Raw genomic sequence first — 13,274 nt, 5'->3', positions numbered from 1 at the left:
GATATTCGGATGTGAAAACGACGCATCCGTTTGGTCAAATCCGGAGACAAACGGCAGCCTGCAAGGCCATTTGATTTGAACGAAGTCGAACGACACAAAAACGGGCGGCATTTCCATATGAGCGTCTGGCCGAGGTGGCTGACGTTCGTGATTTTGGCCGTCGGGTTTCTGTCCGCGGCAACGTCGGGCGCCCGGGCCGAGGTTCGTACGCTCAAGCTTTATCATCTGCACACGCACGAGAAGGCCGAGATCGTCTACAAGCGCAATGGCCGCTACGATCCGGAAGGCCTGCGCAAGATCAACATCATCCTGCGCGACTGGCGCCGCAACGAGCCGACCAAGATGGACCCGCGGCTGCTCGACCTCGTCTGGGAAGCCTATCGCGAAAGTGGCGCGACCGACTACATCCAGGTCGTCTGCGGCTATCGCTCGCCCTCGACCAACGCGATGCTGCGTTCGCGCAGCCGTGGTGTCGCCGAGAAAAGCCAGCACATGCTCGGCAAGGCAATGGATTTCTACATCCCCGGCGTGCCGCTGAAGAAGCTGCGCAACATCGGCCTCAAGATGCAGGGCGGTGGCGTCGGCTATTACCCGACCTCCGGTTCGCCTTTCGTCCATATGGATGTCGGCAATGTGCGCCACTGGCCGGGCATCAGCCGACAGGAACTGGTCAGCCTGTTCCCCAATGGCAAGACGCTGCATGTCCCGAGCGACGGCCGCCCGCTGCCTGGCTATGAACAGGCATTGGCCGCCTACAAGGCACGTGCCGGCTCCGGCACCCCGAATATCGAACTGGCCAGTGCCGCCGGCTCGACCAAGCGGTCCGGTGGCCTGCTTGCCGCCTGGTTTGGCGGCGGCGCCGACGAGGCCGATGACGCCGCCGATGAGGGCGCTCCGGCGCCTCAGCCCAAGGCCGTGAAGCAGGTGCAGGTCGCCTCGGCTCGCAGCAACAACCAGCCGGGCATCGCAATCGTTGCGCCGCAGGATGCAAAGCGCGCCAACATCCCGCAGATCGGGGATGACAGCGCCGACGATTCGCAGCCGCAGCAGGATACGCCGGAAACGATCATCGCCGCGCTGCCGCCCAAGGAAATCCCGCTGCCCGACTTCGCGCCGCGTCCGAAGGCCGATGTCGGCCAGCAGATGCCGCAGAACGTGCCGTTCGCCGTGGCGGACGCGTCGGCGACGACGGAGCAGGCGGTTTCGACTGCCCAGGCGCCCGCGCCGGACAAGGTGCCGTTCGGCACTGCCAGCGCAGCAGAGGCAGCGAGCGCCGATCCGGCGCAGGTCGCAGTCAACAACATTCCGCTGCCGACCCGGCGGCCTGACCGCTCGACGCCGGCCGAACTGGCGCCGAAGGACAAGAACGTGCTTCTGGCGCTGGCCGAAACCGCTTCGCAGGACAAGAGCGCGACCGACGCGTTCGCCGTACTGCCGACCGCTCGGCCGCAGCCTGGCAAGCAGGATGAGGTGAAGGCTGTTCTCGAACAGGCCAATGCGACCGTCGAGGCCGGTGGCGCAGGCGCCGAGTACCAGCTTGCATCGCTGACGGAACCGGAACCGCGCTCGGCGTTCAACGATCCGTCAGGGGTGGATGCGGCCTCGCCGCGCCAGGCCATCGCCGCCCTCCCGGCCGGCAGCGATCCCGCGCAAGCGATCGGCGCCGGCGTGAAGACGACGCGCAAGGAGGCGAGGGCGTCTGCTCACGACCTGAAACCAGGCCCGAAGGCCATGGTGGTGGCGGCGCCGCCGCAAGCCGCGCGCTGGGCGCTGGGCGCTGGCGTGAACATTGCCTCGGTTTCCGACCCGACGACGGCGCCGCGCTACGCCTACAACATCGTGCATACACCGCCGAGCGAAGTGTACACGGCCGGCTTCCAGGCGGATGACGAGGTGCCGGATGCAAGCCGTTTCACCGGCAATGCGGTGAAGTTCCTCTCGGTCGCGCGCTTCCAAACGAAGTAGGCGAAGCAGTCCGGCCGCCGCGAAGCCGCGTTGGCCAACAGCGCGGCTTTTGTTTTGGCTATGGCATCACGAGGCCACGCATATTCCCGCTTCGTCTAATGGTAGGACAGCGCCCTTTGAAGGCGTGAATCGTGGTTCGAATCCATGAGCGGGAACCAGCCGGCGGTCGGCGCAAGCCGGCCGGGGTTTTTGATGTTCAGTCGACTTCCAGCGTAGCCGCCTCGCCCTTGGCAAGAAGCCGCGCGGCGTCGCGCGCCGGAGGCAGTCCGAACTGGCGCGCATATTCGCGGCTGAATTGGGAAGCGCTTTCGTAGCCGACGGTGAAGGCGACATGCGCGGCGTTACCCGGTTGCGCGATCAGCAGATGGCGCGCCTCGAGCAGGCGGAGCTGCTTCTGATACTGGATCGGGCTCATGGCCGTCGCTGCCTTGAAGTGGCGATGAAACGCGGCGTTGCTCATATGCGACAGCGCGGCCAGATCCGTCACATCGATCGGCTCGTTGTAATGCGCCCGGATCCACGCCGTGGCGCGGCGGATCCGCGACAGGCGCCCGTCGGCGTGTGCAAGCTGACGCAGCTTCCCGCCTTGCGGGCCTTGCAACAGCCGGAACGCGATCTCCCGTTCGAGCATGGGCGCGAGCACCGGAATTTCGCCCGGCCGGTCAAGCAAGTGCAGCATCCGGCGCCAGGCGTCGAGCAGTTCGTCATCGGCGGGATTGGTGACGAAGCTGTCGCCGCCGACAGCCGACTTGTGATCGATAAGCAGGCCGGCGATCAACTCGATATCGAGGGCGAAGGCGAGGGCCATGTAAGGCCGGGCGCCGCTGGCCTCGATCAACTGGCTGGTCGCGGGCGTCTCCACCGCGTAGACGAAATAGCTGCCGGCGCTGTAGGCAAGCGTGCGGTCGCCGATCAGCACCGTTTTGGTTCCTTGCAGCACGAACAGCACGGTCGGCTGGCAAAGCTCTGGCAGCGGTGGACTCGGGACCTCGCTGCGCCCGATCGTGACGCGCGGAATAGCAGTTTTTGTGCGGCGCCCAAGCGCATGGCGGCCGGCGATCGCGATCAATTCCCGCAGCACTTCATTCATCCTTCCAGCATTGCTGATCCACGATGGTCTCGCAACCAAGGTGACGCGGAGAAGTGCTCACAGTAGCGCGAAGACGCACACCTGACGCGAAGACGCGCACCCAGGTGACGCGAAGACGCGCACCCAGGTGACGCGAAGACGCGCACCCAGGTGACGCGAAGACGCGCACCCAGGTGACGCGAAGACGCGCACCCAACTGAGAGGATTAGGCAAGAGCGTGAGAGCTTTCGGCGCGCCAAGCGGACCGGCTAACGCCATGTCTAGACCGCCGAAAGGGAGACACGGATATGACGACGCAAAAGAACGCACTGGTGACCGGCGCCAACAAGGGCATCGGCCTCGAGACCGCTCGGCGGCTGGCGGCACTGGGTTTCAAAGTCTGGCTTGGCGCCCGGGACGCCGAGCGCGGCGGAGCCGCGGCGGAAGCGCTGCGCGGCGAGGGGCTCGACGTCGAGTGGCTTGCGCTCGACGTCGCCAGCGACGGCAGCGTGGCGACGGCCGCCAAAACGGTCGCAGCGCGGGCGCCCCGACTGGATGTGCTGGTCAACAACGCCGGCATCGCTCCCGGCTATGTCGACGCGCTCGGTCCGGACGGCCGCTACGAAAGGCTGCCGAGCCAGGAAGATGTCGCGGATATGAAAGCCACCTATGACGTCAACGTCTTCGGTCCGGTGCGGGTCACGCAAGCGTTCCTGCCGCTACTCCTGGCATCGACCGCTGCCCGCATCGTCATGGTAAGCAGCTATCTCGGATCGCTGGCACGCGCGGCCGGCAACAGCCAGTCGCCGAATGTCATGGGCTACGGCAGTTCGAAGACCGCGCTCAACGCCGTAACACTGGCCTTCGCGCGGGAGCTTGCGTCGCGCGGCATCATGGTCAATGCAGCCGCTCCCGGTTACACCGCGACGGACCTCAATGCACACAGAGGCGGCCGCACGGTGCAGCAGGCGGCCGGGATCATCGTGCGCCTGGCGACACTGGAGGCCGGCGGACCGACCGGCGGCTACTTCGATGAGAACGGCCCGTTGCCCTGGTGAGCATGGACGCAATTCCGGGACGGAAAACCGGCGTCCACTTTCCTGGAATTGCTTCAGGCGAGCTTGCTTGCCTCGCGCGCGAGCGCTTCGATCTCATCCCACTTGCCGGCCTTGACGAGATCGTCGGGCGCGACCCACGAGCCGCCGACGCAGATGACGTTGGGCAGGCCGAGATAGTCTGCGGCATTCTTCGCCGTGATGCCGCCGGTCGGGCAGAACTTCACGTCGGCAAGCGGCGAGGCGAAGGCCTTCAGCGAGGCGATGCCGCCCGACTGCTCGGCCGGGAAGAATTTCAGGAAGCGCAGGCCGGCCTCGCGCGCCGCCATGATCTCGCCGGGCGTGATGGCTCCGGGCAGCAGCGGCACCGGGCTTCCCTTGGCGGCGTCGAGAAGCTGGTTGGTGATGCCAGGGCTGACGATGAACTTCGAACCCGCAGCGGCGGCTTCATCGAATTGCCTGGCATCGAGAATGGTGCCGGCACCGACGACCGCTTGCTCGACCTCGCCCACAACGCGGCGGATCGCTTCCAGCGCGTCGGCCGTGCGCAGCGTGATCTCGATGGCCCTGAGACCGCCGCGCGACAGCGCACGGGCAAGCGGCACGGCATCGGCAACATTGGCGATCTTGAGCACCGGGATGACCGGTTGACCGTTGAGGAGCGACAGGAGCTTTTCGGTCTTGCTGGTCATTTGCGGGTCTCCATTTCAATCGATTTCAACCGATTAGCAGAAGGGGTATGCCGAGTCCACGAAAGCAGGCATGTCGCGATGCCGCGCAGCCGCCGCAGCACCGGCCGTGGGAATTCCCAGCCTTGAAACCGCATTCACCACGGTCTAGTGGCATGGACATGACGACACCCAAGGAAATCCAGCCGGTTCGCGTCGCCGCGCTCTACAAGTTTGCGCGGCTCGACGGCTACGCAGCCCTGCGCGCGCCGCTCGCCGCCTTCTGCTGCGGGCGCGGCATCAAGGGCACGCTGCTTCTGGCACATGAAGGCATCAACGGCACCGTCGCCGGCAGCGAGGAAGCGATCGCCAGGCTCATGGATCATCTCCAGGCCATCGAAGGCCTTGCCGGGCTGGAAGTCAAATACAGCAGCGCCGCCGATATGCCGTTCCACCGCATGAAGGTGCGGCTGAAGCGCGAGATCGTGACCATGGGCGTCGAGGACATCGATCCGGCGGCCAGCGCCGGCACCTATGTCGCGTCGGCCGACTGGAACGCGCTGATCTCGGATGCCGACACCGTCGTCATCGACACGCGCAACGCCTACGAAGTCTCGCTCGGCACCTTCGAGGGCGCGGTCGATCCCAAGACCACCAGCTTCCGCGAATTCCCGGCCTGGGTCGAGCAGCACCGGGAGGAGCTCGAAGGCCGCAAGGTGGCGATGTTCTGCACCGGCGGCATTCGCTGCGAGAAGGCGACGGCCTATGTGAAGTCGCTCGGGCTCAGGGATGTCTTCCATCTCAAGGGCGGCATCCTGAAATATCTTGAGGAAGTGCCGGCCGAGGAGAGTCTGTGGCAAGGCGAATGTTTCGTGTTCGACGAGCGGGTGTCCGTCTCGCATGGACTGGCCGAGGGGGAAGCGGAACTCTGCCGCGCCTGCCGGCACCCGCTGACGGTCGAGGACCGGCTGTCGCCGAGATTCACTGCCGGCGTCTCATGTCCGCATTGTTTTGAAACGCGCTCCGACGAGGACCGCGCCCGCTACGCCGAGCGCCACCGCCAGGTGGAATTGGCGCAAAGACGTGGCGGTCGCCGTCATATTGGCAGCTAAACGCCACGGAATAGCGGTCGGTCGGCCAGAGCCATGTTGCGACGCCTGACGGGGGCGACCTCGCTGGTCATGCAGCAGTCAGGTAGTCTTTTCGACCTCAGCGGCAAGTCGCCACTGACCAGGGCGGGCGCCACCGCGCGTCTCAATGTCCGTCGTCATTGTAATGTCAAAGCGCGGGGCCTACCTCTTGCCGGTCCGAAACTTGCCCGGTCGCATTCCGACGGGCCAATCTGGAGGCATTGATGCTCGACCCCAAGAGGCTGCTTGACGACCTTCTCGGCTCGCAAATCCCCGGGACCGGCTCGACTGTCCGTGACAAGGCGGGGCAGGCGGTGCAGATGGCGAAGGACAATCCGCTTGCCGCCGGCGCGCTGGCGGCCGTGCTGCTCGGCACCGGTACCGGCCGGCAGGTGACGGGCGCGGCGATCAAGCTCGGCGGCCTGGCGGCGATCGGCGGCCTCGCCTACAAGGCCTATCAGAACTACAAGGCCGGCAAGGAGCCGGCGCCGGCGCCGGCCGCAAGCGAGCCGGAACTGTTGCCACCACCGGCCGACACGGCCTTCCACCCTTCGCAGGCGCCGCAAGGCGAGGCCGAGTTCACGCTGACGCTGGTCAGGGCAATGATCTCAGCGGCGAAGGCCGACGGCCATGTCGACGACGAGGAGCGCAAGAAGATCGCCGACAAGCTCAAGCTCGCCGGCATCGGGGCGGAGGCGGAAAAATTCCTGCTTGCCGAGCTCGAAAGCCCGCTCGATCTCGACACGCTGATCGCCGGCGCCAAGACCGATGCGCAGAAGCTCGAGCTCTACACCGCCTCGCGGCTGACCATCGATCCCGACACGCGCACCGAGCGCGGTTATCTCGATCTGCTTGCGGGGCGGCTCGGGCTGCCGGACGCCCTGGTCGACCATGTCGAGGCGACGGTGTCGGCGGCAAAGGTGCCGGCTGGCAGCGCGCCGAGTTCGCCCTGGTAAGCAAGAGGGTAGCTGCCGGCAAAGCAACAGGGTTAGCGGGCGCGGTTGGGCTTTAATATCTCGTTAGCCCTCCAAGCGCATCATTCCAATCAGTCGGACCGGCTTTTCCTCCTCCCAAGCGCGGTTCAGATCGGGGCGGTCGCTAATGGCCGCCCTTTTTGTTGGCCCCTTCTTCATCGCCAGCAGCGGCTTGCCATAATCCCTGTCATTTGCGATGCCACGTCTTTCCATCCATGACCGAGAGGACGGCGATGACAGCCATAGCAGAAAAGACCGCCATCGTTACCGGCGCCGGCACCGGCATTGGCAAGAGCGTGGCCACGGCACTGCTCAAGGCAGGTTGGAACACGGTGTTTTGCGGCCGCCGCAAGAAGCTGCTGGAAGAGGCGATTGCCGAGGCGGGCAAGACGCAAGCCAAGGCATTGGCCGTCGCCTGCGACATCAGCAAGGCCGCGGAAGTCGATGACATGTTCGAGACCGTGCTCGAGGCCTTCGGTCGCGTCGACCTCCTCTTCAACAATGCCGGCATGGGTTACAAGTCGACCCTGATCGACGAGATTCCGGTCGAGGTTTGGAACGACGTCGTCGGCGTCAACCTCACCGGCTCGTTCCTGTGCGCCCGCGCAGCCTTCGGCGCCATGCGCCGGCAGAAGCCGATGGGCGGTCGCATCATCAACAACGGCTCGGTGTCGGCCTATGCGCCACGGCCGGGCTCCGTGCCCTATACGGCGACCAAGCATGCGATCACCGGGCTCACCAAGACGCTGGCGCTCGACGGCCGGCCCTTCGACATCGCCTGCGGCCAGATCGACATCGGCAACGCGCTGACCGAGATGGCGCAGCCGATGACGGTGGGCGTGCCGCAGGCCAACGGCTCGATCGCCGCCGAGGCGGTGATGGATGTGCAACGCGTCGCCGACGCGGTGCTGCATATGGCGAGCCTGCCGCTCGACGCCAACGTGCTGTTCATGACCGTGATGGCGACAAAGATGCCGTTTGTCGGGCGCGGGTGAGCCTTACTTCTTCAAGAACGCCTCGATGCGTTCCAGCGCGCGCAAAATGTTCTCCTCGGAATTGGCATAGGAGAGCCTGATATAGCCTTCGCCGAGCACGCCGAAGTCGGGACCGCCGATCAGCGCCACGCCGGCATCCTCTAACAGCGCCGACGCAAGCTTCTTTGCCTTCCAGCCGGTCTTCGACACGTTGGGAAAGGCATAGAAGGCGCCTTTCGGCGTGATGCAGGAAATACCGGGGAGCGCGTTCAGGCCCTCGACCACGATCTTGCGGCGGTTGTCGAAGGCGCGCATCATCTTCTCGACGTCGTCCTGCGGGCCGTCGATCGCCGCGATGCCGGCAAACTGGCTCGGCGCGTTGACGCAGGACCAGCAGTTCACCGCCAGCTTGCGCACCTTGTCGTAAAGATGGGCGCTCTTCTCGCCATTCGGCCAGATCGACCAGCCCATGCGCCAGCCGGTCATCGCCCAGGTCTTAGACCAGCCGTTGAGCACGATCAGCCGGTCGCGGATTTCGGGGAAATTGAGCAGCGAGCAGTGGGTCTCGCCATCATAGGTCATGACGTCGTAGATCTCGTCGGACATGATGGCGACCTGGGGGTGTTTCTCCAGGCCTTTGACCAGCTTCTCGATCTCGGCGCGCGGGGTCACGCCGCCGGTCGGGTTGGCGGGCGAGTTCAGGATCAGCAGCCTCGTCTTCGGCGTGATAAGCGCCAGCGTCTCATCGGCCGAGAAGGCAAAGCCGTTCTCCTCGCGGATCGGCACCGGCATGGGCGCGGCACCGGTGAACTCGATCATCGAGCGATAGATCGGAAAGCCTGGATCCGGATAAAGGATCTCCGTCCCCGCTTCGCCGAACATCAGGATCGCGGCGAACATCGTCGGCTTGCCGCCCGGCAGGATCATGACATTCTCGGGCGACACCTCGACGCCGGTGGTGGTCAGCGTGCGGCGCACGACCGCCTCGCGGGTGGCAAGCAGACCGTTGGCCGGCGTGTAGCCATGATGGCCGTCGCGGAGCGCCTTGATCGCTGTCTCGACGATGTGCTGCGGCGTCTTGAAGTCAGGCTGGCCGATGCCGAGATTGACGATATCGCGGCCCTGATGGGCAAGCGCGGTCGCCCTCGCCAGCACCGCGAAGGCATTTTCCTCGCCGAGACGGTCGAAGGCCGCGATCGTGTGGAGCATTTTTCCCGTCCCTGTGGTTCTTTCTGTGAGCGAGCGTTTTTGTGAGCGTCCGTCAGGAAATGTCAAACGGATTGGAGCTCCCGGTGGCAGAAAATATTGGGGCGTCGGAAAATCTCAAAAATTGGCAGCCTCGGCCACGGCCGGAACGCAAGGCGATCGAGGGACGCACCGTCAGGCTCGAGCCGCTGAGCGCGGCAAACCATGGCGACGGCCTCTACGAAGCCTCGTCGGTTTCCGACGCCGGCGGACGTTTCGCCTGGCTGCCCGACTATCCGCCGGAAACCCGCGCTGCCTTCCAGCCCTGGCTGGACAAGGCCGAGGCGAGCGAGGATCCGCTGTTCTTCACCGTCATCGACAAGGCGAGCGGCAGGATCGCCGGGCGTCAGACGCTGATGCGCATCGACGCCAACAACGGCGTCGGCGAGATCGGCAACATCTATTGGGGTCCGCTGATCTCGCGCAAGCCGGCGGCGACCGAAGCACAGTTCCTGTTCGCGAAATATCTGTTCGACGATCTCGGCTATCGACGCTACGAGTGGAAGTGCAACAATCGCAACGAGCCGTCGAAGCGCGCGGCGACGCGCTTTGGCTTTAAGTTCGAAGGCATCTTCCGCCAGCATCTTGTCGTCAAGGGTGAAAACCGCGATACGGCGTGGTATTCGATCATCGACAAGGAATGGCCGGCATTGCGCCAAGCCTATGAGGGCTGGCTCGATCCGGCGAATTTCGATGCCGAAGGCGGCCAGAAGCGGCGGCTTGAGGATTTTCGCGCTGACTTCGGCGCGTAACGGGAGTTTCGCAATGGCGCATGATCACGCGGCGCATGGCGATAGCCACGGCCATGGCGCGGGCCATGTGCATCGCTCGACCGACAAGAAGCGGGTGCTGGTCGCGACTTGTCTGACCGCCGGGTTCATGGTCGCCGAGGCGCTGGGCGGCTGGCTGACCGGATCGCTGGCGCTGGTTGCCGATGCCGGGCACATGCTGGCCGACGCGATCGCGCTCGGTCTCGCCTGGTATGCCTTCCATCTGACGGGGCGACCGGCTACCGGGCGTCTCACCTATGGCTTCGCGCGGGTGAAGACGCTGGTCGCTTACACCAATGGCATCGCCATCTTCGTCATCGCGCTCTGGATCGTCTACGAGGCCTGGGGACGCCTGATGACACCCGCGCCCGTGCTCGGCGGGCCGATGCTGGTGGTTGCGGTGGCGGGCCTGCTGGTCAACATCGCGTCGTTCTTCGTGCTGCATGGCGGCGACCGCGAGAGCCTCAACATGCGCGGCGCCATCCTGCATGTGCTGGGCGACCTGCTGGGCTCCGCCGCGGCAATCGTCGCCGCGGTCATCATCATCGCCACGGGGTGGACGCCGATCGATCCGATCCTGTCGGTGCTGGTGTCGCTGCTCATCCTGTCGACGGCATGGTCGCTGATGCGCGAGTCGGCCCACGTCCTGCTCGAGGGCGTGCCGGCAAGCCTCGACCGCGACCTGATCGCCAAGGATATCGAAGGCGCGGTCAAGGGCGTGCGCGAGGTGCATCATATGCATGTCTGGTCGCTCGACGGCACCTCCAACATGGCGACGCTGCATGCTTGCCTGAATGACGGCGTCGACGCCCATGCTGCGGTCAGCGCCATCAAGAAGCGGCTTGCCGCCAAGCACGGCATCGATCATGCCACCGTCGAACCCGAATTCGGGCAATGCGCCGACAGCCATGACGAGCACGACCACCACCACGATCACGAGCACGCGCATGGCGCGCCTGCCGACCGTCGGCACTATCACTGATCGGCGCGCCATGACGAAGCCGAACAGCCTCGAAGCGAGGAACGCCCGTGATGGATCGTGACACACGCAACGCGGCGATCGCCGCGGCCGTGATACTCTTGCTGTTCGGTTTGGCCACCTATTTCCTGCCGACGATCATGCTGGCCGCGGGCAAGGTCTCGACGGTGCTTGCGGCCGTCATCGCCGCGATCTTCATGGTCGGGCTGTTCATCGTCCTGTGGCTGCGCGGTCGCAGCCAGCGCAAGAAAGGTCTCTGAGGATGAGAATACTGATCACGGGTGCGGCCGGAATGGTCGGCCGCAAGCTCATCACGCGGCTGGCCAAGGATGGCGCCTTGCGCGGGCGCAAGATAACGGCGCTCGACCTGCATGACATCGTGGCGCCGCAGGCGCCGGCGCTCGCCGGCGTCGATATATCGATCCACACCGGCGATCTTTCGGCACCCGGCGGCATGGCGACCCTCGTGGCCTCCCGCCCGGATGTGATCTTCCATCTGGCCGGCATCGTCTCCGGCGAAGCGGAGGCCAATTTCGATCTCGGCTACCGCGTCAATCTCGACGGCACGCGCGCGCTGTTCGATGCGGTGCGGCTGGCGGCTTTTGCGCCGCGCCTTGTCTTCACCTCGTCGATCGCCGTGTTCGGCGCGCCGTTCCCGGACGTCATCCCAGACGAATTCCATCCGACGCCGCTCACCTCATACGGCACGCAGAAGCAGATGAGCGAAGCGCTGCTTGCCGACTATACGCGGCGCGGCTTCTTCGACGGCATCGGCATCCGGCTACCGACGATCTGCGTTCGCCCCGGTAAGCCGAACAAGGCGGCGTCGAGCTTCTTCTCCGGCATCATCCGCGAACCGCTCAACGGGCAGGAGGCGATCCTGCCGGTGCCGCGCTCGGTGCTGCACACCCATGCCAGCCCGCGCTCGGCGGTCAATTTCCTGGTCCATGCGGCCGAAATCGACGGCGACAGGGTCGGCCCGCGCCGCAACCTTACAATGCCTGGCGTCGCCGTCACTGTCGGCGAACAGATCGAGGCGCTGGAGCGCATTGCCGGCGCCGAGGTTGCGAGACGGATTCGCGAGCAGCCCGACGAAACGATCTGGGCGATCGTGAAGGGTTGGCCGACGCGGTTCGAGGCAAGGCGGGCGAGGGAGCTCGGCTTTGCCGCCGAGAAGAGTTTTGACGAGATCGTCTTGGCCCATATCGAGGATGAGCTGGGCGGAACAATTTCCTGAGACGTATTGAGGGGAGGCCCGCCTTTCGCAGGTCGGCCCCACAACACACCTTCGCCTGTCGTCAGGCGACGCCCGACAGGCTGGCTGACAGCAAGAGCAGGCCGACCACGAAGATGAAGGCCGCACCGCCGATCTCGACGATGGAATGGATGCGGTTGCCGATGCGCCCGTCGCCGGCGAAGTAGACCGCCCAGTTTTTCGCCAGCACAGCGATCGTCGCCAGCGCCGAGACGGTGATCGCGGTGCCGATCGACATCGCCAGCACCGACAGCAGCCCGCCTAGCCACAATCCGTTGAGCAGCGCGAAGCTGAGCACGATCAGCGCGCCGGAGCAGGGGCGGATGCCGACGGCGGCCACCGCCGACCAGGCGGTCTTCCAGTCGAAGCGGTCGCCCGAAAGCATTGCCGGGTCCGGCGCATGCGAATGGCCGCAGGTCTCGCAGACTTCGCTTGGGCCGTGGTCATGGTGGGTGTGTGCGTGCTGGTCATGATGATCGTGATCATGATCGTCATGCGCGTGCAGGGCATGCGCATGAGCGTGGGAATGGCCTGCATGAGCATGCGCATGCGAGTGCCCCGGATGATGGGAGTGTCCGCCATGCGAATGGCCCGCGTGAGCGGCCGACAGGCTGTAAGCGGGCGTCCTGCCGAACAGGCGCAGGATCGATGGACCGAGCTTGCGCCATAGCAGCCAGGCGCCGAACAGCGTCACCAGAACATAGCTCGAGATTTCCAGGAACCAGGCCGCGTCGGTCATCGAGATCGCGGTGCCGCGCAACACGAAATAGGCAAGCATCATGACGACCACCGCCGTCAACCCCTGCAGCAACGCCGAGACGAAGGAAAGCATGACGCCGCGCCGGAGCGCCACTTCGTTGGCGACCATGTAGGAGGAAATCACCGCCTTGCCGTGGCCGGGGCCAGCGGCGTGGAAGATGCCGTAGGCGAAGGACAGGCCAATCAGCAGCCAGAGCTTGCTGCCATCCTGGCGCATCGCCTTCATCGCGGCGGCCAGCGAATGGTAGAATTCCTGCTGCCTGAGGTTGATCCACATCAGGATATGGGCGAACGGACCCGTGGCGGTCGGCGCCATGCCGTCATTGGTGCCGATGCCGAGCGAGCTTTGCGCATGCGCGACGACAGGCAGATGGGTGATCACCAGGGTGGCGGCCAACAGGCCGAGCGCCAGACGCAGCGACGGTTTCATC

Annotated in this window: 13 protein-coding genes and 1 tRNA gene; 10 read left to right on the top strand and 4 right to left on the bottom strand. The window is 65.2% G+C overall.

Translation table 11 applies throughout. The annotated features are described in order from the left end of the window. Positions 1-117 precede the first annotated feature (117 nt). Together F3H96_RS06235 and F3H96_RS06230 are read left to right on the top strand one after the other, a co-directional pair. Positions 118-1,965, top strand: a complete 1,848-nt coding sequence (locus tag F3H96_RS06235; protein WP_149791049.1) for a DUF882 domain-containing protein — start codon at positions 118-120, stop codon at positions 1,963-1,965. An 84-nt stretch (positions 1,966-2,049) separates the two neighbouring features. Continuing rightward, positions 2,050-2,123, top strand: a tRNA-Gln gene (locus F3H96_RS06230). A gap of 38 nt (positions 2,124-2,161) precedes the next feature. Here the strand turns inward: F3H96_RS06230 and F3H96_RS06225 are convergent. Beyond that, a complete protein-coding gene (locus F3H96_RS06225; protein WP_149791048.1) occupies positions 2,162-3,055 on the bottom strand; it encodes an AraC family transcriptional regulator in 894 nt (297 codons plus the stop codon). Between the two features lie 287 nt (positions 3,056-3,342). On the opposite strand from F3H96_RS06225, the gene F3H96_RS06220 reads away from it, so the two are divergent. Continuing rightward, positions 3,343-4,092 (top strand): SDR family NAD(P)-dependent oxidoreductase, encoded by a 750-nt coding sequence (locus tag F3H96_RS06220; protein ID WP_149791047.1) that lies wholly within the window; start codon positions 3,343-3,345, stop codon positions 4,090-4,092. A gap of 53 nt (positions 4,093-4,145) precedes the next feature. On the opposite strand, the gene F3H96_RS06215 is transcribed toward F3H96_RS06220, so the two are convergent. Continuing rightward, a complete protein-coding gene (locus tag F3H96_RS06215) occupies positions 4,146-4,781 on the bottom strand; it encodes a 2-dehydro-3-deoxy-phosphogluconate aldolase (protein WP_149791046.1) in 636 nt (211 codons plus the stop codon). A 158-nt stretch (positions 4,782-4,939) separates the two neighbouring features. Between F3H96_RS06215 and F3H96_RS06210 the strand changes: the two genes are divergently transcribed. The 3 genes from F3H96_RS06210 (at position 4,940) to F3H96_RS06200 (ending at position 7,856) form a co-directional block, all read left to right on the top strand. Further along, complete coding sequence (locus F3H96_RS06210) at positions 4,940-5,869, top strand: rhodanese-related sulfurtransferase (RefSeq protein WP_149791045.1); 930 nt, start codon at positions 4,940-4,942, stop codon at positions 5,867-5,869. A 242-nt stretch (positions 5,870-6,111) separates the two neighbouring features. After that, positions 6,112-6,843: a tellurite resistance TerB family protein gene (locus F3H96_RS06205; protein WP_149791044.1), complete on the top strand. Its 732-nt coding sequence runs from the start codon at positions 6,112-6,114 to the stop codon at positions 6,841-6,843. Positions 6,844-7,094: 251 nt separating this feature from the next. Continuing rightward, positions 7,095-7,856, top strand: a complete 762-nt coding sequence (locus tag F3H96_RS06200; protein ID WP_149791043.1) for an SDR family oxidoreductase — start codon at positions 7,095-7,097, stop codon at positions 7,854-7,856. Positions 7,857-7,859: 3 nt separating this feature from the next. On the opposite strand, the gene F3H96_RS06195 is transcribed toward F3H96_RS06200, so the two are convergent. Then, positions 7,860-9,044 carry a pyridoxal phosphate-dependent aminotransferase gene (locus F3H96_RS06195; RefSeq protein ID WP_149791042.1) on the bottom strand — a complete coding sequence of 395 codons (1,185 nt, stop codon included), beginning with the start codon at positions 9,042-9,044 and terminating at the stop codon, positions 7,860-7,862. A gap of 83 nt (positions 9,045-9,127) precedes the next feature. Between F3H96_RS06195 and F3H96_RS06190 the strand changes: the two genes are divergently transcribed. Genes F3H96_RS06190 through denD form a run of 4 tightly spaced genes read left to right on the top strand, consistent with a single transcriptional unit; the run spans position 9,128 to position 12,066 of the window. Further along, complete coding sequence (locus F3H96_RS06190) at positions 9,128-9,832, top strand: GNAT family protein (RefSeq protein ID WP_244619920.1); 705 nt, start codon at positions 9,128-9,130, stop codon at positions 9,830-9,832. A gap of 13 nt (positions 9,833-9,845) precedes the next feature. Further along, positions 9,846-10,832, top strand: coding sequence for a cation diffusion facilitator family transporter (locus F3H96_RS06185; RefSeq protein WP_149791040.1), 987 nt, complete (start codon positions 9,846-9,848; stop codon positions 10,830-10,832). A 50-nt stretch (positions 10,833-10,882) separates the two neighbouring features. Further along, complete coding sequence (locus F3H96_RS06180) at positions 10,883-11,089, top strand: hypothetical protein (protein ID WP_149791039.1); 207 nt, start codon at positions 10,883-10,885, stop codon at positions 11,087-11,089. Between the two features lie 2 nt (positions 11,090-11,091). Continuing rightward, positions 11,092-12,066, top strand: a complete 975-nt coding sequence (denD, locus tag F3H96_RS06175) for a D-erythronate dehydrogenase (protein WP_149791038.1) — start codon at positions 11,092-11,094, stop codon at positions 12,064-12,066. 61 nt (positions 12,067-12,127) lie between these two features. On the opposite strand, the gene F3H96_RS06170 is transcribed toward denD, so the two are convergent. After that, a complete protein-coding gene (locus tag F3H96_RS06170) occupies positions 12,128-13,273 on the bottom strand; it encodes a nickel/cobalt transporter (RefSeq protein WP_149791037.1) in 1,146 nt (381 codons plus the stop codon). Position 13,274: the final 1 nt, after the last annotated feature.

Source organism: Mesorhizobium sp. NFR06 (assembly GCF_900115245.1).
Lineage (GTDB): Bacteria > Pseudomonadota > Alphaproteobacteria > Rhizobiales > Rhizobiaceae > Mesorhizobium.
The sequence above is the reverse complement of the archived record's forward strand: the minus strand, read 5'-3'. Positions and strand labels throughout refer to the sequence as shown.